Raw genomic sequence first — 25,879 nt, forward strand, 5'->3', positions numbered from 1 at the left:
AACCTGACTATGCCTAAACCTAACATCATCGCCGCCCTGCTCTACATGGTCGTTTTTGCCGCGTCCGTGCATGCGCAGCAACTCCGGCTGAGCCCTGTTTTACAAAGCAATATGGTGGTTCAGCAAAACCAGCCGTTCAAAGTATGGGGCAACGCGCCGACCGGAACCATCATCTCCATTCAGGCGGATTGGATGCCTGCACCGGTGAGCGTGGCCGCAGATGCCGGGAGCCGGTTTTTGGGTATCATACCGGTACCCGCTGCGCGAAAGGGGGATTTTTCCAAACACCGGCTCACGATCTCGGGCGGCGGCGAAAAGCAGGTACTGGACAATCTGCTGATCGGGGAAACATGGATTTGCAGCGGGCAGTCGAATATGCAATTCAAGCTGCACGAAACGCTGGACTCGGCCAGCGAACTGCCGGCGGCCGCATACCCGCAGATCCGTCTTTTCAATGCGGGCCTCAATTTCAGCAACGAACCGCTCGATAGCATCAAAGGTACCTGGCAGGAATGCAGCCCGGCCACGGCGCGGACGTTCAGTGCGGTGGGTTACCACTTCGGGCGGGAGCTGTTGGCGGCGCTGGATGTGCCCGTTGGCCTCGTGTTCACGGGTATAGGGGCGTCGGCTGCGCAGGCGTATGTACCACGCGAGGTGCTGGCGGCGGATACGCTGCTGAACCGCGTGTATTTGCAGCCGTACCTGGATAGTCCGAAGTCGAAGGAAAAAATCGACGGCGGGTTCACATTCGAGAAAGTGACACGGCCATTTTTACTTTACAATGCAGTCATTAACCCATTTATTAACCTGTCGGTCAAAGGATTTATCTGGTACCAGGGCGAATCCAACCGCGGCGAGCGTGAGAGCTACACCCGGCTCACGCAGGCGATGATCCAAAGCTGGCGTGAGCGGTTCGGGCAGGGAAGCCTGCCGTTCTATTACGTACAGGTAGCTCCGTTCTGGTACGACAAGGACGACGCGACATTGGCCGATTACGCTTTCTTCCGCGAGGCGCAGGAGCATGTAAGCAAGCTGGGCAATACCGGAATGGTGGTGACGATGGACGTTGGAGAGTCGCGCGACCTGCACCCGAAAAACAAGAAGCCCATCGGTGTGCGCCTCGCCAAAACCGCCCTGAACCGCACGTACGGAAACCTTCACATTGCTTACCGCGGCCCGGAGTTCGACTATGTTGAATATGGGAATAAGGACGTGAAAGTACATTTCCGTCCCGAAACCGTCCTTAAAGGCCTGGAAACCAATAACGCAAAGACGCCGGAGCATTTCTTTGTCGCTGGTGCCGACCGGAAATTTTATCCTGCTACCGCAAAAATCGAAGGTAATACCATCGTGTTGGTCACCCCGAAAGTAAAGCGGCCGGTGGCTGTGCGGTATGCATTCACCAATTTCCCCGTAACGAATTTACAAAACAAGGAAGGCCTGCCCGCCCTGCCTTTCCGCAGCGACGACTGGCCCGAAACCACCCCGGCGAAATGACGGCGGGCATTACAGCGCGCTTGCCCCAAAGCGGTATTATCGGCTTTGTTACGTACTTTCGAATACAAATTTTTCCCCGTTCCTGCGCACGGCGCATTCTCAACTTAACTAATGGCAGATCCGAAACCATCGATGAGCGACCTCGCCCGGAAGCTTAACGTTTCAAAAACGACCGTATCATTTATACTTAACGGCAAGGCGAAAGAAAAGCGGATCAGCGAGTCCGTGGTCGAGAAAGTGATGGCGGAAGCGGCGAAGCTGGGTTACCGGCCCAATCAGTTCGCCCAGAGCCTGCGCACGGGCCGTACCAACATCATCGGCCTCATGGTGGAAGACATTTCCAACCCGTTTTACGCGAGCATTGCCAAGCTGATCGAGGAAAAAGTGTACCAGAACGGTTATAAAATTGTCTATTGCAGCACCGAAAACGACCTGAAACGAGGTAAGGAGTTTCTCACGATGTTCAACACGCTGAGCGTCGATGGCTGCATTATCGCCCCCACGCTGGGCATGGAAGACGACATCCGCGACATGATCGGCAAGGGCAAGAGCGTGGTGCTTTTCGACCGGTTTTTCGGAAACGACGGCAGCGATGCGGTGATGGTCGATAACCAGGGCGGGATGTACCAGGCTGTGCAGCATTTGGCGGACCGCGGTGCGAAAAACATCGCGCTCATCGCCCTCGCATTGGACGACCCCGAGAAGGAAGACCGCATTATCGGTTTCAAAAAAGCCGTTGCCGACCTCGGGCTGGCTTTGCATGTGTACGCGATGCCCTTCAAAGGCGGATACGAGAGCTATTTGCAGGATATTGGTGAAATCCTGCGCGGGAATCCCGCGCTCGACGCCGTGGTGTTCGGTACCAACTACCTGGGCATTGCCGGGTTGGAAGTGATCAACCAAATGGGACTGAGAATCCCCGACGACATTGCCATGGTTTCATTTGACGACCATGACCTGTTCCGAATCCACCGGCCGGGCATTACCGTGGTGGCACAGCCGATCGAGGCCATTGCCCAAACGGCGATCGATACCCTGATGGCGAAACTCCGCGACCCGGCGCAAGTACACCATGCAGGCGAGGTTATTACGCTGCTTACTTCGCTGATCGTCAGAGCTTCAACCTGAACCGGATATGGAAAAGGTCGGATCGGGTAGCGTCATGCAAATGGACGCCAGGGTTTTCCGCTGCGTACTGGTCGTATCGCTGACGGGCTTTCTCGCCGGGTTCGATTCCATCGTTATATCGGGTATTAACCTCCCGGTGAGGCAGCTCTGGGGCATATCCGACTGGTTTCATGGCACGTTCATCGTTTCCATCGCATTGTGGGGCTCGGTAGCCGGCGCGCTCGTGGGCGGATATCCTACCCAACGCTGGGGCAGAAAAAAGGCATTGTTGCTCACGGGCATACTGTTTCTGATCGCCTCCCTCGGTTCCGCATTGTCGGTCTCGCCTTATATGTTTTCGGCTTTCCGGTTCATCGGCGGGCTGGCTTCCGGCATCGGCTCCATTGCGGCACCGATTTACATTGCCGAAGTCAGTAACGCGAAGGACCGCGGCAAGCTGGGCATTTTGTTCCAGATCAATCTCGTAAGCGGCATTCTTTTGGCCTACATTTCCAATTACGTGCTTGCAGGCGTGGGTGATTCTGCCGACTGGCGGCTCATGGCGGGTGCTACGGGCATGATCGCATTGGTTTACACCGTGCTGGCAATGGGCATTATCGAAAGCCCGCGCTGGTATTCCGGAGCGATTGCAAAAAGCAGGGCCGCAATGTCCGTCACGCCGAATGCTATGGGATTGTTTTCAGGAAAATATACCAAAATACTGCTGGTAGTGCTGCTAATGGTGTTTTTCAACCAGTTTTCCGGAATCAGTTTCGTCCTGTTTTACGGCCCGCATGTTTTGGAACGGGCGGGCCTGGGCACCTCGCAATCGCTACTCGGCGGAGTGTCCATCGGCGTGGTGAACCTGATCGCGACCTGCATCGGCATGTATTTTATCGACAGGGTGGGCCGGAAGCAGCTGATGTATGCCGGGTCGGTGGGGTATATTTTGAGTTTGGGGCTGATGGCACTGGCTTTTCGGGAAGGGTGGGATGCCGCTGCGATCCTTATTTTCATGCTTGGCTTCATCTTTTCTCACGCGATAGGGCAGGGCGCCGTGATTTGGGTTTTTATGGCTGAAATCTTCCCTACCAGCGTGCGGGCATTCGGCCAGGCCTGGGGCTCGGGTATGCTGAACGTTTTCGCCGGACTGACCACGCTCATGGGCCCGGTACTGATCGGCCGGTTCGAAACCTGGACCATATTTGCCGGCTTCGCATCGCTGATGGTGCTGCAATTGCTCTTCGTGGCGCTGCTCATGCCCGAAACCCGGGGCGCTACACTCGAAGAGCTGGAAAACCGGCTGCCTTAGCATAACATCTTGTCGCTTTTTGTGTTTTAAAAATCAATTTTGGGAAGTCTTGCTAAATCGATTAACTTGACTTTCCGTTTCGCAATTGCCCTAAACCTGATCTTTTGAATGAAAGTATTTTACCTGCATTGTTGCCTGCTCGTAGCGGTATTGTCGGCATGCCGTCAGAAAGAATCCGAAACACTTTTCAGCCTGCTGGCGCCGGACGAAAGCGGGATAGGTTTTTCGAATGATATCCGCCAGACGGATTCGATGAACATTTTGAAATACATGTACTTCTATAATGGCGGCGGGGTCGGCCTGGGCGATATCAATAACGACGGCCTCACCGACATTTTCTTCTCCGGCAACATGGTTTCTTCCAAGTTGTACCTCAACAAGGGCAATATGCAGTTTGAAGATATCACCGAAAAAGCAGGCGTAGCGACAACAGGCTGGTGCACGGGTGTAGCCATGGCCGACCTCAATGCCGACGGTTTGCTGGATATTTACGTCAGCCGAGCGGGAAGCCCCGACGCTGCCGGACGCGCCAACATGCTGTTTATCAACAAGGGAAACAATACATTCAGCGAGTCGGCCGGGGCTTATGGACTGGCCAATACCGGCTATACGACGCAGGCGGCATTCCTGGATTATGACAAAGACGGGGACCTGGATGTGTACCTGCTCACGCACGACCACTCGCCGCGCGCCGTGAACAACCTCATGCCCGTACGCACGCACGGAGAAGCCGCCAATACCGATAAACTGTTCCGAAACGAAGGTAATGGGCCCGACGGCCACCCGGTTTTCAAAAACGTGTCGGCCGGGGCGGGTATTCTTACGGAAGGCTACGGCCTCGGGGTGGCTGTGAACGACCTGAACGGCGACGGCTGGCCGGACATCTACGTCGCCAACGATTTTCTCAGCAACGATTTGCTCTACATCAACAACCACGACGGCACATTCACGAACCGGATCGGCGAGTACCTCAAACACCAGAGTTACAATGCGATGGGCGTGGATGTATCGGACTATAATAATGACGGCTTTCAGGATATTGTCGTGCTCGATATGTTGCCCGAAGACAATTACCGGCAGAAGATCATGGCCGCGGGGATGTCTAACGAGAAGTTCGATTTTATGATGCAAATGGGCTACCAGCCTCAGTATATGCGGAATACCCTGCAACTGAACAACGGCGACGGCCATTTCAGCGAAATAGGGCAGCTTGCGGGAATTGACAAAACGGATTGGAGTTGGAGCCCGCTCTTCGCCGATTTCGATAACGACGGCTACCGCGACCTGTTCGTGAGCAACGGCCATTTGAAAGACATGACCGACAAGGATTTTATCAAATACAGCCAGCATTCGACCATGTTCCAGGAGAAGGACGAGGCGAACCGGGCATTGCTGAAAATGATGGAAAACCTGAAAGGGGTGAGGCTGCCCAACTATGTTTTCCGTAACAACGGCGATCTCACTTTCACACAGGCGCACGAGTGGGGCATCAGCCAGCCATCGTATTCCAACGGAGCATCGTTTGCCGATCTGGACAACGACGGCGACCTGGACCTGGTGGTGAATAATGTAAACGAAAAGGCCTTCATTTACCGGAACGAGTCGCAAAAGCTGGCTAAAAACCACTGGCTGCAACTTTCGCTTAAAGGTACTGCGGCCAACCGCCTGGCGCTGGGCGCGAAAATCACGCTAAAATATGCCGGGAAGATGCAATTTTACGAGCATACCCTGTACAGGGGCTTCCAGTCGACGGTAGGTAACACCGTGCATTTCGGGCTGGGCACGGCGGGGGCTGTGGATACATTGGAAATACTTTGGCCGGACGGCCGCACACAGCGAATGCTGAATGTAAGCGCCAACCATCGGATTGTGCTGGACGAGAAAGATGCCATTGATCCGACGAAAACCCTTAACCCGGCGGTAAAACCCCTATTCGAAGAAGTAGCCCGCCAATATGGATTGGATTTTACGCATACCGAAAACAGCCGGTCCGATTTCGCTACGCACGTGCTGATGCCGCAAACCTATTCGACCACGGGCCCAAGTATGGCAGCAGGCGATATCAATGGCGACGGCCTCGACGACCTGTTCATCGGCGGGCCCGCCGGATTGTCCGCAACGTATTACCTGCAACAGGCAAACGGCCGCTTTCTGCGCCGGGAGCTGGGCCTGGATAATGCCTGCGAGGATGCGGGAAGTCTGCTTTTCGACGCCGATAACGATGGTGACCTGGATTTGTATGTGGCTAGTGGCGGCAGTGAGTTCGAGGCGGGCTCGCCCCTATACACCGACCGGCTTTATAAAAACGACGGAAAAGGCAACTTCTCCAAAGACCTCGCTGCACTGCCGCTCATGCGCGCAAGCAAATCCTGCGTGACCGCGGCCGATTTCGACCGCGACGGTGACCTGGACCTGTTTGTCGGAGGGCGTCTGGTGCCGGGTAAATATCCTGCCGCCCCGGAAAGTTATGTGCTGCGTAACGATGGAGGAAAATTTACCAATATCACGGCAAGTATTTGCCCTGCGCTGAAAAGCATCGGTATGGTTACCTCGGCTTTATGGACCGATTTTGACGGCGACGGCCGGACCGACCTGATCGTGGCCGGCGAATGGATGCCTGTCACGCTTTTCAAAAACACCGGCAAACAGCTAGTAAACGTAACGGCGTCGGCCGGGCTGGAAAAAACATCGGGCTGGTGGAGCAGCATTGCCGGGGCGGATTTCGATCAGGACGGCGATATGGATTACATTTTGGGGAACCTCGGCACGAACACGCCATTTCGCGCGTCGGACAAGGAGCCGCTGACGATTTACAATGGCGATCTGGACGGGAGCGGGCTGCACCAGTCGCTGTTGTCGTGGTACATCCAGGGCAAAAATTACCCCTGGCCGTCTCGCGACGCACTGCTGCGCCAGATGCCGCGCCTGGGGAAACGGTTCTTTTTGTACGACGAATATGCCAAAGCGACCGTCGAGGATGTGGTTCCGGCCGATTTGCTTCACCGGGCGATGGCGCTCAAAAGCAGTTACTTTTCTTCGTCATACATGGAAAATCTCGGTAAGGGCAAGTTCAGGCTGAAACCGTTGCCGGTACAGGCCCAGTTTGCGCCTGTTCGCGCCATTTTGCCCCTGGACTGCGATGGCGACGGGAAGCTCGACCTCGTTCTTTCAGGTAATGCCTATTCGCCCGACGCGTCGATAGGGCGGTTCGATGCGATGTACGGGTTGTGCCTGAAAGGGGACGGCAAGGGAAACTTTGCGCCTTTGAGCCCCACAGCAAGCGGACTCGCATTGCGGGGGGATAACCGGTCTTTGGTGCTTTTGAAGGCCGGAGGTAAGCCGTCGCTTTTGATCGGAGCCGCCAATTCCGGTAAGCTGGAAGTTTACAGGCATTCCAGGGCCACCCAGTTCGTTATCGCTCATCGCGAAAAATAAAGAACGAGATAATGGATCCGATGAGCGCACAGATCCCGTAGTACTGAAAAGCAGTGTTCAGTCCGACAGAAACGATCAGGCTCAATACCAAACTGCCAAGACCATAACCGAGAAACAGGAAGAAAGCAAAGAGGCCTGTGGCTGCGCCTTTATTGGCACTGAATGTGGTGACAATGGCAGCAAATAATGGATGCGAAAGGTCAAATCCGAATGAAAGGAATGTGACAAGTAGGCAGGAAGCGATCAAGCTCGGGACCTGGCTGAGTACCAGCACGGCAATAGCGCTGATCAATATCCCTATCGGTATGATTTTGTTTCTGCCGTAACGATCGGCCAGTTTTCCTAGCGACGGTCCCAGCATTAGCCCCGGTATCCCGTAACCGAGCAACGCGAGCCCAATCTGCATTTCGCTAAGGCCGTAGTTTAGGTGAAGGTAATAACCCAGCCAGGCAAAAATTCCGCTGTGAAACATTCCATTAAGCAATACATAAGCATATGTTCGCTTGGCTCGGGCCTTGGAGAGAATCTCGCGGAATGAGGACAAAACGTTCCGCCTCTCTGCGACGATCATTCTCTGATTTCCAAATAGCCATATTTTCAATTTGATTATCGTGATCAAAATGGCGAAACCAACCGCTGAAACACCAATAAAAAGGTACCTCCATCCAACCAGCGATGACAAGACTGCACCGATGCTGGACCCAAACGCCGCGCCGCCCGCCATACAACCGAAGAAAATTCCGAGGGCGTGCCCTCGCTGCTCGTAAGGATGGGTATCGCTGATCCAGCTGATCGTTGTAGGTGCCACCCCGGCCGCGCCCATGCCGGTCAATAACCGCAGTGCAATCATGTGATCAATATTGTTCACTGCCGCTGTACCCGCCGTCAGGACGATAAAGAGCAGCATCGACAGGGCGATTATCTTGAATCTGCCGTACTTTTCGCTCATTGGCGCGTAAACAAGTGTGAAAACGCCGTATCCGAGCAGATATGCCGGTTCGATGAAGCTTACATGCCTGACGGATGTGTGAAAGTGATCCGAGAGCATCGGTAATAACGGGGCTACCATAAACCCCTGAAAAAATATAATGAAGGTGGCGAGAGAAATGATGTAAACGGGCAACATGTTGGTTTTGCCGGTATCACGGTCTCCAACTCTTAGCTCTGTCATGGTCAGGGTGTTAAGCGATCAAACATACAGACTCCAAGGGCAGGTCGTCCAGTTCGCAGGCATCCTGAATCCTGGTAAATCCATTGCTTTCAAATAATTTGATCCAGGGACTTCCCGGATGTTCGTTTACCCAGATTTGAACATCCTGATGTGAACGGCAGACCGAGAGACATTTTTCAAATAATGAATCCCTGATTGCCGGTGACGGGAATGCATGGAGAATTCCGAAATCCGCAATGCGTACCGATCGCTTGCCTTCCAGAAACCGGGGTTTCTTGCCGCGGGTGGTGATGCGTGCGTATCCGGCAGGCGCGTTATCTGCATAAACCACCAGCCATTGGTTAGACATGCTGTTGAGCTCGTCGATCAGGGCTTTTCTATGGTAGTTTTCGGTAATGTAGTGATCGAGTTCCCGCGCATCGACGAGCTCCGAGTACTTCTCCATCGCCAGTTGACGGGTTAGGGCGAGAAGCGTTTCTATGCCCTGATCCGTCGCTATCGTGAATTTTGTAACAATGTTCATTTTCCTGTATAAATTTTACAGGGGCAAATGTAGAAGCCGGATGGTTGCCATACATAGTACACATTTTAACAGAATTATCAGTACAGATTTGGCGCGGAGCACTGTCCTGCAAGCTGGATGGCTGCTATCTTTTCAGGCGAAAATTTGTCTGCAAAAACCAACCGGAAATATTTGTCGAACGCCCCGGAGAATGAGAATGTATAGCCCGGTGTAAACCGGACTCCGATTTGCTCGCATTGCTCGTAAAACCGGTTCATATCCGTATCGTCCGGCATTTTTACCCAGGCATTATATCCACCCGCAGGAGTGTGGACGAAGGTTTTTTCGGGGAAGTGTTCCGAGATTAATTGAATGGCCTGATGGGCGTTTCGCGCAAGCTGCATCCGGAACGCGCGGACATGGCGGTCATAGCTATGGTCGCTCAATAGCCGGTTGACGGTTTCCTGGTAGACAGGAGAGACGGTACTGCCCAATGCAAACCGGATTTGTTCTGCACGTTGCATCCATTTTCCAGCCGCCAGCCACCCAAGCCTTAGTCCTGCGGCAAGCGTTTTTGCATAGGAACTATAAGTGATTACAATACCGCTGTCGTCGAAACTCCTGATTGTCGATGGCCTGGTGCCTTGAAAGTGCAGGTCTCCGTAAATGTCGTTTTCAATAATCGCCATACCAAATTCGCGGGCAATGGCTACCAGCGCGACCTTTTTTTCATCGTTCAGCAACGTACCGGTCGGGTTGTGGAAGTTAGGTGTCACCAGGGCCGCTTTAATGCGGTTACGGCGACAGGCCTTTGACAAAAAGTCGATGTCGAACCCCGAATGCGGGGTTACGGGAACTTCAACGACTTTTAAGTCAAGTACCCGTATTACTTCCAGCACCGAAAACACACACGGACTCTCGATGGCGATCACATCCCCGGCCTTGCAGACGGATGCCAATGCAATGTACAATGCCTGCAAGGCACCATCCGTGATAAGCAACTCGTCGGGGTGGATAATGGTTTTATTAACCGCTGCACGTTGGATAATGTTGCTTCGAAGTTCAGCGGAGCCACCCGGCGGATAGTACCTTAACAGCCCGGCGCCATGTTCCCTGATAGTTTGCTGCATGGTTCGGAGCAACAATTTTTGAGGTATCAACAGATCGCCGGGGGCTGCTACATTGAACTCGGAAAGGCGGCGACCCGCTCTGAGCGAGGTCGTAAGTGCAAGGTGGTGCTTGAAAATCGCGTCCCTCACCACAGGCCGATGTCTGCCGGTCGGCTCGTGAACGGGCATATCCGGCTTGTTGGCGACGTAATAGCCTGATTTTGGGATGCTCTCGACAAGGCCGCTGATAATCAGATACTCGTACCCGCTCTGTATGGTGCTGGTGCTGGTTTGATACTGATGCTTCAATTCGCGGACTGAGGGAAGTTTTTGGCCGGGTTTAAAAATCCCTTCGCGGATATTTTGCTCGATCACGTCCGTAAATATTTCAAACTTGTATCTCCTCATAAGTCTGGGTTATTAACGCTGCACTGTCGTAGTAGTGATAATTGGGATGCGAGGCAAATGTAATAATTGAAAAACACGACAGAAAATGTCCCTGGGGCAAGTACGGGCGCGAAGCCGGTGTGAGTTTCATGGCGCCATTGGTACTTTGAGCCCAAGACGTGATTTACACTAAGTCTCTATTTATAATTGTTTTAAATAAAAACAAAAACTACCTTTGGAGCGATGCCCTCATGAGCCCTCCCCGGTATGACGCTAGTCGCAGCAAAGCAAACCCCGCACATCACAATTGCCAGCGAGCAGGATTTCGAACTGCTTTACAAGCAGTATGCGCCGTTTGTGCTGCGGGTGAGCTATTCGTTTTGTAAAAATGAAACCCTGGCCGCCGACATGGTGCAGGAGATATTCTGTGCGATCTGGGACAGGCGTATGACGCTGGCTGTGAGGGGTTCGTGGGAGAATTACCTCTACCGCTGCGCCAAATACCAGTTTTATAACCACCAGCGGAACGACGCACGTTTCCGGTCGGCGCAGGACGACCTGACTGCCGGGTCCGAGGCCTGGGACGACAGTACCCGCGAGCATATCGAATACGCCGATCTGAGCCAGAATGTCAATGCGCTCGTGGAGCAGCTGCCCGACCAGTGCCGCAAAGTGTACCGCATGAGCCGCCAGCAGGGGCTGAATGCGCAGGAAATTTCCAAAGAATTGCTGCTTTCCGAAAAAACCGTCAAAAACCACCTTACCAGGGCTTTAAGCTTTCTCCGCCGGAACATCGAGGGGCTTTTCACGCTCTTTTTGATGGTAGCTTAAAAAAATTTGCCAAGCCGTTAGGACCAAATCCTTTGCCGGGTTACTCATTAGTAAACCACCCGACCATGGACGAGGATTTACTGGATAAATATTTTGCCGGAAAATGTACACCCGAGGAGGCCGCACGCGTAAAGCGCTGGCTCGACCGCCCGGTGCCCGGCGAGGAACGGCTGCTGCGAAATTCCTGGAAAAACATACACAGGCACATGCGTACCGCTGCCGTACGCCCGCTACGCCCGTGGGTAGCCTATGCGGCCGCCGCATCCGTGGCATTGCTGGTCACTTTCGGACTGGCCGGCCGTATGCTTTCGCAACATTTTGAAATACAGAATACTTCGCGGCATTACGATGCATTCGACGCAAGCGGGCTGCAACTGAGGCTTCCGCCCCAGGCTTCGGCGCGGGTGGACCTCGGACTGGTTTCCCAACGCGCGGACCTCGTGTTTTGCGGCGACGTGCGCATCCACAATACCTCCGGAAACGACGTAGCGATCAATCTGAACCTGAATTGCGCGAACGGCAATCCCCACAACCGCCCGACCTCGTTCACTGTCCGGAAAGACCGGAAATACCTGGCTTTCCAATACCATTTCAAATCCGACGAGGTGGTAGTGGTAGAGGAAGACCGCCTGTTCGACCTGCCACTGCCATTGCAGCAGAAGGCGCTTAAAGCATTGGAGATCTGATGGGTGTTTGGCAAAAAAGCGGTTTGCTGGCGGGCAGCCTGATCACATTGCTTACTTTTTCCTACGGTCCGGAGCGGGACCGGACTTCCGAATCGCATTACATTCTCGCATTGAGTCAGCCCGCGCAGGGTTATTATCCATTCCAGATCGTGTCCGACCTGGAAACGGGCGAGGCCGATATCCGGGACGCGAAACAGGTGCCCGATGTTCCCAATAATGTGCTGGTGGCCGCGCGGCCGGGCTATGTTTTTCTCAATTCGGAGGAAAAAATGACCCGCTATTCCGTAGCGGCGGACCAGTCGCTGAAAGCGGAAGGCAGCGTGCCGAATACCGGCTTGCTGGGAGGGCCTATCTCTGCATTTCTCGATGACAACCGCCTTTTGGTAAGCACAGCTCCTCGTCAGGTAAGTGATAGCTTATTCGACTATCAGATCATCAACACGGCCGATATGACCGAGGAGCGGCGGGGCAAGATTCGCCTCGACGTCATGCCGGGCAGTATGGCCTCGCCGAGCATGTACATTGTGCGGGGCGATAAGGTGCTGGTGCCCTACATCCACGCCGACGACCAGAACCATGCCTATCCCAAGGCTAATCTGGCCATTTTCAATGCGAAAGACATGGTTCTGGAAAAGACTATTTCAACCGAAAAAACGGCTTGCCTGGGTTACAGCGTCGTTTCTTCGCACGCATTTACCGACAATGGCGATCTCTACCTGATTTCTTCGAACAGCCACTACTGGGGCGCCAACGAATCGCTGCCGTCGGGCATTGTGCGCATGAAAAGTGGTGAAACGGAATTCGATAGTACTTATTTTTTCAACCTTACAGCCCAACTGAACGGTAACCATTCCGGCGGGATGATCCACGCGGGCGGCGACAAAGTGATCGTGCAGGTTTTTGAAAATAACCTCATTAAAGCCTACCGCGATTACCAGCACGGCTATGTGATAAGCTACTACGAGGCCGACCTGAAAAACCAGTCGCTCCGGAAGCTGGATATTCCGCTGAGCAAATACCCGAGACGCGCATTGGAACGGCTCAAAAACGGCAAAGTCGCTATTGCCGTCAATGCCGGAAACAGTGAAAATGCATTCTATATCTACGACGGGCGGACCGGCCAGGTGAAAAAGGGCCTCGTATACCGCAACGCCGAATTTCTCAGCGGGGTGATCGCATTTTGAAGAACATCATGACAAACTCCGGTACAGACTCAACGCAAACCCTATCCGACCAACGGCCGCCGGGCAATGCACGCCAGCGTGGTAAAACGGCGTTCCGGCGGGTGAACGAGTGGCTGCACTTGTGGCTTGGGCTTGCTTCGGGCATTGTCGTGTTCGTGGTGTGCATCACCGGGGCTATCTGGGTATTTAATGAAGAGATTACCTACCTGCTCGAACCGGCCATCCGCGCCGAGATACGCAATGAGCCGGTACTGAAACCGTCCCGGATTTTATCGGTTACCAGTCGTGAATATCCCGGAGCGCAGGCTTCCTACGCCTATTACCAGCAGGGGGCCGCGATACGGGTAGGGGTGGGCTCAGGTAGTGCCCACGCCGGACATGACGCGGCCTCGCATGTATTGTTCCTGAATCCTTATACGGGTGCTGTTCAAGGCAGGGAAACGCTCGCGCCGGGCGAAACCGGCTTTTTCGAATGGATATTGCTGGGGCACCGCTACCTGTGGCTGCCGCAGGAAATCGGGCGGCCGGTGGTGAACTACGGCACATTGGTGTTCGTGTTGCTGCTGGTGACGGGGCTTATCTGGTGGTACCCTTTGAAATGGACGGCCGGCACGCGGAAGAAGAGTTTCGGCATTAAATGGAAGGCGGGCTGGAAGCGGCTGAACGTCGACCTGCACAATGTACTGGGCTTTTACACATTCCTTGTACTGCTTGTCCTGGCGCTCACCGGCGTCGTTTTCGGGCTTACGTGGTTCAGCGAAAGCTTGTACAGGGCCACATCGGGCGGGGATGCCGAGCCGGAATGGAAGCGGGTGCATTCGGATACATTGGAACAGGGCAGACATTATACCTACCGGCAAGCGCTGGACCTGGTCTGGGCCGGAATGATCGCCGGGAATCCCTCGGACGGCGGTTTTTACTACGCTTTTCCGGATTCCACGCAGGCGCAATCGACCATCAGCATGCGTACGTACCCGGCTGCGGGCAGGTTCTACGACGTGGCCCGGCACACTTTCGATCGCCATACGCTCCGGCGGCTGGACTTTTACGAGGTGTTCGATAAAAGCTTCGAAGCGTCGTCGACCGGGGCGAAAATCCGGCGGATGAACTACGACATGCACATTGGTACCATTCTCGGAATGCCCGGCAAGATACTGGCCTTCCTCTGTTCGCTCATTGGGGCGTCGCTTCCTGTGACGGGGTTTATAGTTTGGTATAACCGCAAAGGGTTTGGCAAAAAGCGGAAATTTTTGAAATACACTTCGATTATACTTTTAACAGGGATACTCGGTTCCGGGCCTGCCTTCGGACAACAAAATACCCCAACCGCATTGCCGGACACGAATGCCCGCGACCTCCGGGAATTGACTGTTACAGGCAAAACGGAAACGGCGCAGGTGAAGGAACGGGTGTTTGCCGTGGATGTGGTGGATTTGAAGGCAGTCGCGGGGCGAAACCTGGAAATCAACCGGCTGCTGGATGCGATGCCGGGTATCAGGGTGCGGGAAACGGGCGGAATGGGCTCGGAGTTCAACTATGCCATTCATGGATTGTCGGGGAAATCGGTGCGGTTTTTTGTGGACGGCGTGCCGATGGAGGCTTATGGAACGGGTTACAGCATTCAAAATTTCCCGGTCAATTCGTTGGAGCGGATCGAGGTGTACAAGGGCGTGACGCCTATCGAGCTCAGCGGTGATGCACTGGGCGGCTCCATTAACCTCGTTACCCGCAAAGACCTTGGTAATTTTCTCGATGTTTCATACAGTTACGGGTCATTTCAAACGCATAAGGCAGAGCTTTCGGGCAAATGGCGCCACCAGAACGGCCTCACGTTTCAGCTCAGCAGTTCCTATCGTTTTTCGGAGAACAATTATAAAGTATGGGGCCCGACCGTGGAAGTGGCCGACGAGTTTGGCAAACCCATTGCCGGCCGGAAGTACCGCCGCTTCAACGACGATTTTCGGGCATTCAATGTGAAGGCCGAAGTGGGGATCACCGGCAAACCCTGGGCCGATGTGCTCATGCTGGGGCTCATTGGCTCGGATATGGAAAAGGGCGTGCAAACCGGCCGGACGATGGCATTCGTGTACGGCGGGGTGCGCTATGACGAGAAGCTCTGGTCGCCGTCGGTACGCTATTCGAAGAAGAATCCCGACGGGCTTTCGGTGGATATTTACGGCGTGCTCAACCGGATGCAGGCGCAAACGACCGATACCAGTTCGAGGAAATACAATTGGGCGCAGGAAGTGATCGCGCAGGTATCGGGCGAGTTGAACGGCATCCGGGCACAGAAATCGGCCTACCGGTTCAAAGACCGTAACTCGATGCTGATCGCCAATGCTTCCTACGCACTCGGCGCGCATCACAAACTGGCCGCGAGTTACTCCTGGAACCGCACGCACCGCACCGGCAGCGACCCGCTGGCAACGGCGGAATGGACGATCCCGTTCCGCGAGCCGCAGGAGCTGGATAAGTATGTGGCCGCATTATCCTATCAGGCTGTTTTGTGGGAAGAGCGGCTTACCAGTGTGTTTTTTGTTAAAAATTTCGGTTACTCGGCCCGTACCAACACCTATAACTACAATGGCGGCCAGCAAAAAGAGATCATTCCCTATTTCTCGGAAAACAACCGCTGGGGCGCGGGTTTCGGTACGAAATTCCAGCTGAATGCGGCGAGCCTGATCAAGCTCTCATTCGAAAGCACGGCGCGTATGCCCGATGGCGTGGAGCTTTTGGGTAATGGAAACACCATTCTGAATGCGCCGGGACTGAAACCGGAGAAAAGCGCGAATGTTAATGCAGGCATCGCACAGACATTCCGGGACGGGGAAAACAAATGGGGCTACGAGCTGAGCCTGTTCCACCGCAACACCCGCGACCTGATATGGCTCGGGGAAGGCGACTTGTACGGAACTGCCCGCTACGAGAATATCGACAAGCTGCGCAGCGCGGGCGGGGACGTGTCCGTGCGTTATGCGCGTAAGAAATGGCTGGAAATCAATGCGGCCGTCACCTACCAGGATGTGCGGAACCGCCAGCGCTACACGGCATCCGGGGCAAAAAGCATTGTGTACAACGACCGGATGAAAAACCTGCCGTCGATGATGGGCAATGGCGAGGTGCGGTTCAAGTACCCTGCTGCATTCGGTGGAGAGGGCGATTTGAGCTTCTACCTCGGTACCGATTACGTCAAGGGCTTTTTCCTGAGCTGGCCCAGCCTGGGCGATCCGTCCACCAAAAAAAGAATCCCGACCCAATTTGTACAAAACACCGGACTTACTTACAGCTTTCTCCAAAACAGCCTGAATGTAAGCCTGGAATGCCGCAACCTTTTCGACCGGCAGGTTTACGACAACTACCTGCTGCAAAAGCCGGGCAGGTTCCTCAGCTTGAATATCAGATGCTTTTTACATAACCAATAGTTTAATACAATGAAAACCAACCGATTCCGGCTCCTTATGGGCATCGCTGCCCTGGGCATTTCCAGCCTGGGCCTTTTCTCCTGTGACGACAAGGACGAGCCTGCCGACGTAACTCCCGCCGAGCAGCATTTCACGATTTCCGCCTGGGCCCAGGGCGACGACCAGTACATTGCCGCCGTGCCGTCGCTGCACGAGGGGAACCTGTCGTTTATCGGGAAAGGCATCGAGGCGCAAGGTTCGCGCTACCTGTGGCACAAGGAATACGTTTACCAGATGAACCTGCCCGAGAAGAAATTCATCCAGTATGAAATGAAGGCAGATGGTTCGATCGCGCAGAAATCGTACATCCTCACTGACGGCGTGGTGCCCAACTACTTCCAGTCGCTGAATGTGATCGACGACAACACATTGCTCGTGCTGGGCGCATTGGACGATAACAAAGGCGTGGCAGGCTGGGCCAGGATCAGCATCGGCGATTTCAAAGTGCTCGACAAGGGTACATTCACATTGCCATACGATGCTGCAAAACCGGATGTGGGCTTTTACCTCGGCCGCGGGTTTGTGGACAACGGCAAGTTTATCCTCGGCGGTTACTACTACGATGCCGCTACGCGTGCATACGTGGTCGATGGCGTGAAGGCGCTGGTATACGACTTTCCTTCGATGGGCAACATGAAGGTGATCAGTACCAATGCTACCAATGGAAGTGTGGGTTACGATTACCTGCATTCGGTTGATAAAGATGAGGAAGGTAACCATTATTTCGTGGTAAGCGCCGGTAAATACTGGATGGGTAATGGCGGTAAATCCGGTGTGGTTAGGATCAAAAAGGGTACTGCCGAGTTTGATAAAGACTATTTTCTCGATGTAACTACGCCGGTAGGGGACCAGGCCTGCCTGATGGGGCTCAACTACGTGGGCAACGGGATTGCATTCGGTACGGTGCAGTATGAAAGCAAAATGACCTCCGTTCGCGACCGTTACAATGATATCGCCCAGGTAGTGAAACTGAACCTGAACACCAAGGCCGTGACCGTTATGAACAGTCCGCTCAGCCCGGTGGGTATGGTGCGTTCGCCACTGGTTTTCAACGGCAAATATTATACGGGTATCAGTCCGGTAGATAAGGAAGCATTCATTTACGAATTCGACCCGAACGGCGGAGCCGACAGCTTCAAGAAGGGCATCGCGCTCGACGGCGGCGGGTACATTCAGGTACAGCTCATCGCGCCGCACCCGACTAAATAGGAAAAAGGCCCATTAAAAGCTGCCGTACTTCTTGGACGACAGGTTTTAATGGGCACTTTTTGTGGTTTTTGAAATGCTGTTTAAAGCGGTACAAAGGAATTTTCGTACATCTGGGCGATCAGTTTCGGATTTGAAATCTCGCTCTGCGGCGAATTGGCAAATACGGCTACCTGCACAGGACCAAAGTCGAGGAAGATTGTTTCGCAATTATGACCGATCCCTGTTTTGTAAAAATAACTGCCTTTCGTTCCGGTCAGTTTACCATCGAAACCAAGCAGTTTGGATTTCATCAGGTTAAGCTCCATCATGGTAAGTAGCTCGTTTTTAGCAACTTTCGAGGCGAGCTTTCCAAACTGGGAGGCGCTCAGATACAGGCCGGTAGCTCCGCATTCCCAACGAATAATCGGCTTGTCGATTCCAGGCTCGTCCCCGTTTCTGGCCGGATAGCCCTGCGTAGAGAGGCTTGCGCTGATCGGCCCCATTTCTCCCCAGGGGTTCTGTCCCCAGGCCTGCCAATCAATTACCGTTGCATGTTCAAGGCCTGCGGGAACAAATACATTGGTGCGCACAATGTTGCGATAATGTTCGCCATACAGCATAAAGTTTTCGGGTGTCGCATTCAATTCATTCCATTTAGCGGCATTACCCTGTTTTTTGAGTTCGGTTGCCTCCACATAAGGGAGTATAATTCCCAGAAGCAGATAATTGATATTATTGTTCTGCTTTGTTTTAGCATTGAAGATGCTTTCGTTCACCGGCCCTTCCACTGTCAGTTTTACTTTATCCCAATCATTAGGATAGTAAATAAGCCCTGTTCTGTGCGCTAAAAGCCGCTCGAAATCCAGCTCTTTAAATTTGGAACTTGGCACCCAGTTTTTGGGAAGGTAATTCCAAACCTTGGTAGAAAGGGACAAATTGTATTTTTTGAGTATTCTTAAAGCAGTAACGGCGGTCACGTATTGTGTGGTGGTCAATACCTCCTGTTTTACGACCGCACCGTGGAGCTGAAAGCTACCTTCGAAATGCTTTCTGGCAAAGCCATCGCCGCCATTGGCACGGTAAAACTCCTCGCCGTTGTTGTATACTGCATAGCCGAAGCCTACCTCGCCTTCCAGGAGATTTTCTATCCGGATTGCAAAGCCATTGGCGTCAAATTTGGTCGGGATTCCCAGCTTGGCGTTGCGGTCGTCCCCTTCTATTTGGGATAACTCCTCTGTCGGAATGAGCTCTTCTTTGCAGGAAGTGGTGAAGAGTAGTGTGGTGGCGAAAATGCCGAGGCTTATTGATTTCAAAATGTGTCGTTTCATTGCTGATCGGATTTGAGTATGGATAGTCGTTTTATTTACATTACAAAGGTATCGCGACGACTCATGCCCGTTTTTTAACAGTTTTGTAAAAAGAATAAAAAATTATAAATGGAGATTCGGGCGGTTTCGGGCCGGTATATTCCATCAGTTGGCTGGTTTTTATATCATGAAATCCATTCAGAAAAAATATGACGCCCTGATTATCGGGTTCGGAAAAGGCGGCAAGACGCTGGCTGCTTTTATGGCGAAACAGGGCTGGCAGGTAGCGGTTATAGAACGGTCGGCGCTGATGTACGGCGGAACTTGTATCAATATCGCCTGCATTCCTACCAAGTCCTTGGTACACAGTGCCGAAAACCATGTGCCGTATGCTGATGCGATCGCCGAAAAGAATCGGTTGGTGGAGTCGTTGCGGAAGCGGAATTTCGATATGGTAGATCAGTTCCCGAATGCTACCGTCATCACGGGTACTGCGTCGTTCCTGTCGCCGGGCACGGTTTCCGTGCGGCTGGCGGATTCGGGCGAGGAGGTGACCATCGCGGCCGACCGAATTATTATCAATACCGGTGCCAAGCCTGTTCTTCCATCCATTCCGGGACTGAATGCGAGCCGGCGTGTTTTTACCAGCACGACCCTGATGGAAGAAACGAAGTTGCCGGAGCGGCTGGTGATCATCGGCGCCGGTTATATAGCGTTGGAATTTGCCGGTATGTATGCGCAATTCGGCTCCGAAGTGACGCTGCTCAGCCGGTCGGCCACGTTTTTGCCCGACGAGGACCGCGACATTGCGGATGCCGTACAATCTATACTCATTGCCAAGGGAATCCGTATCGAACTTGGCGCGCTCGTGGATGAGCTGGTGCCTGGCGGGGATACGGATACCATCGTTTACCGCCAGGCAGAAACGCGGACAGAAATAAAGGCCACGGCGATCCTCATTGCAGCGGGACGCCAGCCCAATACGGAAGACTTGAACCTGGAAGCCGCCGGTGTGCGACAGGACAGTAAAGGGTATATTGTGGTCGACGAACGCCTTCAAACCAGTACCCCGAATATCTGGGCGATCGGCGATATCAATGGCGGCCCACAATTTACCTACATTTCCCTGGACGACTTCCGGATCATCAGAAGCCAGCTTTTTGATTTTAAACCCCATAGTACGGCCGATCGGATACAGGTTGCCGGGGCGTTGTTCATTACCCCGCCGTTGTCGCACGTGGGGCTGCGGGAACATGAGGCAATTGGGAAAGGTTACCGGGTTAAAGTAGCTACCTTGCCGGCATCCACCAGCACGCGGGCGCAGCTTCTGAACCGTCCGGAAGGGATCTTCAAAGCGGTGGTGGATGCGGACACGAACCTGATATTGGGGTGTACGCTGCTTTGCTCCGATTCGAGCGAGCTCATCAATCTGGTCCAGCTGGCCATGCACGCCGGGCTCGACTACACCGTGTTACGCGATACGATTTACACGCATCCATCGATGAGCGAATCCCTGAACGATCTTTTCGCGAAAATCGGGTAAGGTTGCTGCTTACCGCGGTATGATTTTCACTCGGAACGGAGCGCCTTGACCGGATCTGTGAGCGCCGCTTTAATGGCCTGGTAGCTGACGGTCAAAATCGTAAGTGCCAACGCCAGCGCGCCCGACCCGCTAAAAAGCCACCAGGGCATTTGTGAACGGTATTGGTATTTTTCAAGCATCAGGTTCAGCAGGTAGTAGCTTACCGGCATTGCGATGGCGATGGCGGCGATCGTCAGGAGTACGAAATCTTTGGCGACTAACTTCCAGATACCGGTAACGGACGCGCCCAGCACTTTGCGTATGCCGATTTCGCTTCTTCGCTGCTCGGCCGTGTAGGCGGCCAGGCCGAACAAGCCCAGGCAGGAGGTGAAAATGGCGATGGCTGCAAACAGCAAGGTTATCGTACCGATTTTGCTTTCAGTTTTGAATTTCAGGTCATATTGCTGATCGGCAAACTGAAAATCGAATACGTTGCCGGGCAAATGCCGGTTAAAGATCCGGTTCAGGCTCGGCATGATGCTGCCTGTTCTTACTTCGGGATCCAGTTTGATGTACAGGTAATTAGGTGCGTAGGTCATGAAATAAATCGCCTGCCTGACGGGCTCGAAAGGCGACTGCATCACCATATCCCGCACAACCCCCACGACGCGGTACTCCGAGTCGTTGAATGTCCCGTCCTTCCACCTGATCGTTTTGCCGATCGGATCGGCCAGGCCCATGTACTTTGCAGCGGCTTCGTTGATGATGACAGCGGAAGAGTCGGAAACGAATTTTTCCGAAAAATCCCTTCCCTGAACAACCTGCCAGCCGACCGTATGACCATACCTGTGCGATGCGGCGATGACGGCAAACTCGTCACCCTGAACGGGCGACTTGCCCGGCCACGAAAACCCTCTTGCATTTGACAGCAGATCGGTAACGGGCCCGGAAGATTGGGCTACCGATGAAACGATCGCGGAATGCAGCAAGTCGTTTTTCAATGCATCCAGGCGCGAACTTCCGGGCGGGATTTTTACATAAACCAGCCCTTGCCGGTCATAGCCGGTAGCCCTGTTTTGCCCAAACTGCATTTGCCGGAAAACGCCGGCGGCGCCGATGATGAGGGTGATAGAGATGGTGAATTGCAGTACTACCAGCGCTTTTCTTGGCGTTGCGGAAAGCCGGCCCGCATTCGCCGATCCCGATTTTAATACCTTGACCGGTTTCAATGCGGAGAGGTAAAGTGCGGGATAACTTCCCGCCACGAAGCTCACCAGAATGCAAAATACAACGGCAATCAGCAGGAACCAGGCATTGAACGCCAAGCCGTTTCGGGACATGAATTCGATTTGCTTGGACGTGATCGCATTGAATTCGGGCAGCGCTATTTGCACACACGCCAAAGCGATCAGGAAGGACGCGGTCACGACTACCAGCGATTCCATAATGAATTGAGCAATGAGTTGCGCGCGCCTGGACCCCACTACTTTGCGTACACCGATCTCTTTGGCCCGTTGTTCGGAGCGGGCCGTGCTGAGGTTCATAAAGTTGATACATGCCAGCAGGAGAATGAAAGCCGCGATCGCCGCGAAGAGCTTCACATAGTAAATATCTCCGCCGGTATTCACACCATTTTCCCAGGACGAATACAAATGCCATTTATCCATCGCGTGAAGCGCAATGGTATGCGTGCTACCGGAGGTACCAGGCGCCTGGCTCAGATGGTTTTCCAGTAAATGCGTTATCCTTGCGGATGTGGCTTCGATGGTGCCGGTTTTTTTCACCTGAACCAATATCTCAAACGTGTTTACATTCCAGTTGTCTTTTACGTTGTTGACCCACTGCCGTCTTTGTGCCGAGGCAAACAGCTTCCAGGGGGCTATGAACGACAGGTTATAATAATCCGAATTGGAAGGGAAATCCTTATAAACGCCGGCCACAAGTGCTTCCAGTTCATTGTCAATTTTCAATGCCTGGCCGAGGGGATCGGTTTTCCCGAACATGGAAATGGCGGCAGATTCCGAAATCAATACCTGGGACGGGCTGCCAAGCGCGCCCAACGTGCCCGCGAGCATCCGCGGCGCGAGGATATGCGCACCATCGGGCTCCATAAACCGGCCTTTCTTGCGGAACTTGTTTCCGTTCGCCAGCAGATTGTAGTCTTCCGTATCCCACGATACCGCAACGTGCTCAAAATCGGCCGGAAACTTCTCCCGCAGCTCCGCGGCTAACGGAAAAGGCAGGTTGGGTGAACTCGCGATCTGGCCGTTCTGGGCAGTATGGGACATGACGCGCCCGACGCGCGCGTAGTTTGCATTGCCTTTGTTGTAATTCCACTCGTCCCAGATCCACAAGGAAATCAGCAATGTTGCGGTCAGCGAAAGGGCCAGTCCCGAAATGTTGATGAATGTGTAAACTTTGTTCTTTTTAAAACTTCTGAAAGCAATCCTGGCGTAGTTGTTGATCATAAAGCTTTTGAGAAAAGAAATTGGTGAACGAGTGCCTCATGGATGTCGGCCGAGGCTTTGATGAACTGCTTTCGCAAATTACCCCGATTTTTCTTTTTTCATAACTTATATGTAAAACAAAAACAGTCTATGAACTGTCGAAATTATTCGATCGGCTGTCGCTTTTCGTCGAATTATGTACATTCACGATCGTATTTTATTCAATTGCATTAACCCGGCGTTATGCGTTTTGGGGGCTTGCAAATATCATCGACAGCATGTACTCAACAAGGCGTTCCATTACACGGCAGGTCAAGGCGATTTTAAGCGTTTGCCTGCTTTTCCTCACCCACACTGTAATTTCCCAGCAAAAACATCCCACACAGCATTTTACCACCGCAAACGGCTTGCCGCATAACAGCGTCAACGACCTATCGGTAGATTCGAAGGGTTTCGTATGGCTTGCTACGGAAGGCGGTTTGACCCGTTTCGATGGGCGTAACTTCCTTGTAATCGAAAAAAGTCATACGGGAACGGGTACCAACCGGGTATCGGCTATTTCGCCCGGATTAAGGAATGCACGCAATCCCAGTCAATTGGATGTCGCCTACGTATCCTTTGCCACCGGCGCCCGGGCGAACATCATCGACGGACACGTACGTCCCGTCGGGGATGAAGTGCAGCTGCGCGATGAAAAAATCCATTCGCTTCGCGCCAGGCAGTATTACGATTTTATAAACGGATTGCCGGAAAGGTGGGGCAGAACGATCCGGCCCGGTCAATCGACCATGGTGGCGGGTAATTTCGGGGACGGGGAATTTTATCTTTGCAGCCCTACCACAGTCGCCTACTATCGTGGATGGGAGAAACGGTACCAATTACTGAATAAAACAACGGACCGGCTGAGTTACATCACATTAGGAGGCCGCTTGTACTACCTGAACCCGGATAGATCGTTCACCCAGATTTATGACAACCAAAGATCGTCGTTTCCCATGAAGGGCGATATTACCCGGAATGAGCATTACGCAAAATCCACAGCGCCGGTAAAGCTTTTCTGGAATAACAAAACGGCCCAGGCGTTCTTCTATATCGACAGCCAGGTTTTTGAGCTGGTTCAGGAACCCGACGGCACCCTTACGACACAGCTCCTCGTAGCCGACTTTAACCTGGATTCGGAAAGTGTGGACATTATCTATCACGACCGGTCGAATGGAGAGGTTTTTCTTGCCAGCGGTAAGAATGGGTTGTTTATGATGGGGGAAGCCGGCGGCGAACGGCCCGGCGTTTCCAGCGCACAGGTACCTTCGCTTCCCGATGGTGACTTTGTTGTCGAAAAGGTGGTTGCAGGCGATAAAACGATAGAACCCGATAGCGATACCATCCGGCTTTCCAAATCCGACAATTTTAAGGTTTATCTTTCCGCCCCGCATTTCGGAGACCGGGGCAATCTCCAAATGACGTATGCCCTGGCAGAACCCGATCAGGAGTATTCCACCCTGGAATGGCAAAAAATTAAGGAAGACCGCGGCGATATCACGATACATTATGCAAGCGTGCCATCCGGTTTGCATAAGCTAATCATTCGCAGACACGCAGGCACGGGCACGAGTACCTACACGAGCAGAGAAATGATCCTGGTTGCACCCAGGGCCTGGTACGAGGATCGTTGGTTGCTGGGGCTGGCATCCGTTTTTGCGCTTGCCGTTGTTCTGTTGATCTGGCGGACCCGGTACGTTCAAATAGCGCAGCGAAACCGCTGGCTGGAAATGCAGGTATCTGCACGGACGGATGAGCTCCGGCAAACCTTGCTGACACTCGAAGCATCACGCGCTGACCTGTTGCAGCAATATCAGTTGCAGTCGCGGCTACTGACTTCAATGGCACATGATCTCCGGTCGCCGCTGTCGTCGGCGGTTTTGGTAACGGGCGAGGTGGGGAGGCTGATTGGCCGTCAGGAGACCGAAAAGGCCGCTCAATTGAACGGGCACCTGGAAGATGCCATCAGGCTGATCAAACAATCTACCGACGAGCTTTTGACCTACATGAAAGTGCAGGTTTATCGTACCGAGGTAAAAATGGAGGAAGTTGCGCTGGCAGGGATTATCGATAAAAGCTTCCATTTGTATGCCAAATCGGGCCGGGTAAACGCCAATGCTTTTCGAAACCATGTCCCCAAAAATGTAACCGTCTCCACCAACCCGCAACTGCTCGACATTATCATCCGGAACCTGACCGACAATGCGAATAAATACACCGAAAATGGCACCATTACCGCCGATTGGTACCGGGACGACGACTCCACATCCCTCTCGATACGCGACACCGGGGCGGGTTTGCCTGCCGCAATCGTCGAATGGTTCAGGCACGACGAATCTTTGCCTGCCCCTGACAATTTCAATGGTTTAGGATTGGTAATCGTCAAAGAGCTGGCGCCTTTCGCCATGATCAGGCTGAGCATTCAGAATGAGGATGACGGTACTAAAGTGACTTTGACATTTACCAACGCGAAGCCGTTTGACCTAAAAAATTCTAATGGGTTGCCTGCCAGTCATTTGGTGGAAAATGGTTAGTGGAATGGGAAGGCGTATTCTACAAGCGGTTATTTTGTGTAAATGTAACACTACAAAAATGTAGTGTCATTATCTATCTTACACTACAAAGTACTAATACTTCGCTGGCTACATTTGTATGTGATGAGTCGAAACAAGCGACAGTAATACCCGGGGAATC

General features: G+C 53.2%; 16 protein-coding genes. 11 read left to right on the forward strand and 5 right to left on the reverse strand.

Annotated features, from left to right (window positions below; genetic code table 11):
• The first annotated feature begins 9 nt into the window (after positions 1–9).
• The 4 genes from BLQ88_RS25170 to BLQ88_RS25185 all read left to right on the forward strand — a co-directional run bounded on the left by BLQ88_RS25170 (position 10) and on the right by BLQ88_RS25185 (position 7,351).
• Positions 10–1,497, forward strand: coding sequence for a sialate O-acetylesterase (locus tag BLQ88_RS25170; RefSeq protein WP_090155657.1), 1,488 nt, complete (start codon positions 10–12; stop codon positions 1,495–1,497).
• A 111-nt stretch (positions 1,498–1,608) separates the two neighbouring features.
• Positions 1,609–2,625, forward strand: coding sequence for a LacI family DNA-binding transcriptional regulator (locus BLQ88_RS25175; protein WP_090155658.1), 1,017 nt, complete (start codon positions 1,609–1,611; stop codon positions 2,623–2,625).
• Between the two features lie 7 nt (positions 2,626–2,632).
• Positions 2,633–3,916, forward strand: a complete 1,284-nt coding sequence (locus tag BLQ88_RS25180; RefSeq protein ID WP_229212854.1) for an MFS transporter — start codon at positions 2,633–2,635, stop codon at positions 3,914–3,916.
• A gap of 108 nt (positions 3,917–4,024) precedes the next feature.
• Positions 4,025–7,351, forward strand: coding sequence for a VCBS repeat-containing protein (locus BLQ88_RS25185; protein ID WP_090155660.1), 3,327 nt, complete (start codon positions 4,025–4,027; stop codon positions 7,349–7,351).
• Here BLQ88_RS25185 and BLQ88_RS25190 read toward each other — a convergent pair.
• The 3 genes from BLQ88_RS25190 to BLQ88_RS25200 form a co-directional block, all read right to left on the reverse strand.
• Positions 7,329–8,522: an MFS transporter gene (locus BLQ88_RS25190; protein WP_090155662.1), complete on the reverse strand. Its 1,194-nt coding sequence runs from the start codon at positions 8,520–8,522 to the stop codon at positions 7,329–7,331. The genes BLQ88_RS25185 and BLQ88_RS25190 overlap by 23 nt on opposite strands.
• Before the next feature lie 10 nt (positions 8,523–8,532).
• Entirely contained in the window at positions 8,533–9,045 is a 513-nt protein-coding gene (locus tag BLQ88_RS25195; protein ID WP_090155664.1) for an N-acetyltransferase, read from the reverse strand.
• 77 nt (positions 9,046–9,122) lie between these two features.
• Complete coding sequence (locus BLQ88_RS25200) at positions 9,123–10,541, reverse strand: aminotransferase-like domain-containing protein (RefSeq protein WP_090155667.1); 1,419 nt, start codon at positions 10,539–10,541, stop codon at positions 9,123–9,125.
• Positions 10,542–10,787: 246 nt separating this feature from the next.
• Between BLQ88_RS25200 and BLQ88_RS25205 the strand changes: the two genes are divergently transcribed.
• The 5 genes from BLQ88_RS25205 to BLQ88_RS25225 all read left to right on the forward strand — a co-directional run bounded on the left by BLQ88_RS25205 (position 10,788) and on the right by BLQ88_RS25225 (position 17,891).
• Positions 10,788–11,351 (forward strand): RNA polymerase sigma factor, encoded by a 564-nt coding sequence (locus tag BLQ88_RS25205; protein WP_090155669.1) that lies wholly within the window; start codon positions 10,788–10,790, stop codon positions 11,349–11,351.
• 65 nt (positions 11,352–11,416) lie between these two features.
• Positions 11,417–12,037 (forward strand): hypothetical protein, encoded by a 621-nt coding sequence (locus BLQ88_RS25210; RefSeq protein ID WP_090155671.1) that lies wholly within the window; start codon positions 11,417–11,419, stop codon positions 12,035–12,037.
• Positions 12,037–13,221, forward strand: coding sequence for a DUF4374 domain-containing protein (locus BLQ88_RS25215; RefSeq protein WP_090155673.1), 1,185 nt, complete (start codon positions 12,037–12,039; stop codon positions 13,219–13,221). Before BLQ88_RS25210 ends, BLQ88_RS25215 begins: the two co-directional genes overlap by 1 nt.
• 8 nt (positions 13,222–13,229) lie before the next feature.
• The gene (locus BLQ88_RS36505; protein WP_143016926.1) at positions 13,230–16,643 is read left to right on the forward strand and encodes a PepSY domain-containing protein; all 3,414 of its coding nucleotides are present in this window, start codon (positions 13,230–13,232) and stop codon (positions 16,641–16,643) included.
• Positions 16,644–16,652: 9 nt separating this feature from the next.
• A complete protein-coding gene (locus BLQ88_RS25225; protein ID WP_090155675.1) occupies positions 16,653–17,891 on the forward strand; it encodes a DUF4374 domain-containing protein in 1,239 nt (412 codons plus the stop codon).
• Positions 17,892–17,971: 80 nt separating this feature from the next.
• Here BLQ88_RS25225 and BLQ88_RS25230 read toward each other — a convergent pair whose 3' ends face one another.
• Positions 17,972–19,198 carry a serine hydrolase domain-containing protein gene (locus tag BLQ88_RS25230; RefSeq protein ID WP_090155677.1) on the reverse strand — a complete coding sequence of 409 codons (1,227 nt, stop codon included), beginning with the start codon at positions 19,196–19,198 and terminating at the stop codon, positions 17,972–17,974.
• Positions 19,199–19,364: 166 nt separating this feature from the next.
• Between BLQ88_RS25230 and BLQ88_RS25235 the strand changes: the two genes are divergently transcribed.
• The gene (locus BLQ88_RS25235) at positions 19,365–20,720 is read left to right on the forward strand and encodes an FAD-dependent oxidoreductase (RefSeq protein ID WP_090155678.1); all 1,356 of its coding nucleotides are present in this window, start codon (positions 19,365–19,367) and stop codon (positions 20,718–20,720) included.
• Positions 20,721–20,746: 26 nt separating this feature from the next.
• On the opposite strand, the gene BLQ88_RS25240 is transcribed toward BLQ88_RS25235, so the two are convergent.
• Positions 20,747–23,167, reverse strand: a complete 2,421-nt coding sequence (locus BLQ88_RS25240) for an ABC transporter permease (RefSeq protein ID WP_090155680.1) — start codon at positions 23,165–23,167, stop codon at positions 20,747–20,749.
• Between the two features lie 257 nt (positions 23,168–23,424).
• Here BLQ88_RS25240 and BLQ88_RS25245 point away from each other — a divergent pair, with 257 nt between their 5' ends.
• A complete protein-coding gene (locus BLQ88_RS25245; protein ID WP_090155682.1) occupies positions 23,425–25,719 on the forward strand; it encodes a sensor histidine kinase in 2,295 nt (764 codons plus the stop codon).
• The last annotated feature ends 160 nt before the right edge of the window (positions 25,720–25,879 follow it).

The sequence above is a fragment of the Dyadobacter soli genome (genome assembly GCF_900101885.1).
Classification (GTDB): domain Bacteria; phylum Bacteroidota; class Bacteroidia; order Cytophagales; family Spirosomataceae; genus Dyadobacter; species Dyadobacter soli.

Coding starts and splice junctions, on each gene's coding strand:
- BLQ88_RS25240 (WP_090155680.1), bottom strand. CDS start 23,167: ATGATCAACAACTACGCCAGGATTGCTTTCAGAAGTTTTAAAAAGAAC.
- BLQ88_RS25205 (WP_090155669.1), top strand. CDS start 10,788: ATGACGCTAGTCGCAGCAAAGCAAACCCCGCACATCACAATTGCCAGC.
- BLQ88_RS25190 (WP_090155662.1), bottom strand. CDS start 8,522: ATGACAGAGCTAAGAGTTGGAGACCGTGATACCGGCAAAACCAACATG.
- BLQ88_RS25170 (WP_090155657.1), top strand. CDS start 10: ATGCCTAAACCTAACATCATCGCCGCCCTGCTCTACATGGTCGTTTTT.
- BLQ88_RS25235 (WP_090155678.1), top strand. CDS start 19,365: ATGAAATCCATTCAGAAAAAATATGACGCCCTGATTATCGGGTTCGGA.
- BLQ88_RS25185 (WP_090155660.1), top strand. CDS start 4,025: ATGAAAGTATTTTACCTGCATTGTTGCCTGCTCGTAGCGGTATTGTCG.
- BLQ88_RS25215 (WP_090155673.1), top strand. CDS start 12,037: ATGGGTGTTTGGCAAAAAAGCGGTTTGCTGGCGGGCAGCCTGATCACA.
- BLQ88_RS25175 (WP_090155658.1), top strand. CDS start 1,609: ATGGCAGATCCGAAACCATCGATGAGCGACCTCGCCCGGAAGCTTAAC.
- BLQ88_RS25180 (WP_229212854.1), top strand. CDS start 2,633: ATGGAAAAGGTCGGATCGGGTAGCGTCATGCAAATGGACGCCAGGGTT.
- BLQ88_RS25210 (WP_090155671.1), top strand. CDS start 11,417: ATGGACGAGGATTTACTGGATAAATATTTTGCCGGAAAATGTACACCC.
- BLQ88_RS25230 (WP_090155677.1), bottom strand. CDS start 19,198: ATGAAACGACACATTTTGAAATCAATAAGCCTCGGCATTTTCGCCACC.
- BLQ88_RS25200 (WP_090155667.1), bottom strand. CDS start 10,541: ATGAGGAGATACAAGTTTGAAATATTTACGGACGTGATCGAGCAAAAT.
- BLQ88_RS25225 (WP_090155675.1), top strand. CDS start 16,653: ATGAAAACCAACCGATTCCGGCTCCTTATGGGCATCGCTGCCCTGGGC.
- BLQ88_RS25195 (WP_090155664.1), bottom strand. CDS start 9,045: ATGAACATTGTTACAAAATTCACGATAGCGACGGATCAGGGCATAGAA.
- BLQ88_RS36505 (WP_143016926.1), top strand. CDS start 13,230: ATGACAAACTCCGGTACAGACTCAACGCAAACCCTATCCGACCAACGG.
- BLQ88_RS25245 (WP_090155682.1), top strand. CDS start 23,425: ATGTACTCAACAAGGCGTTCCATTACACGGCAGGTCAAGGCGATTTTA.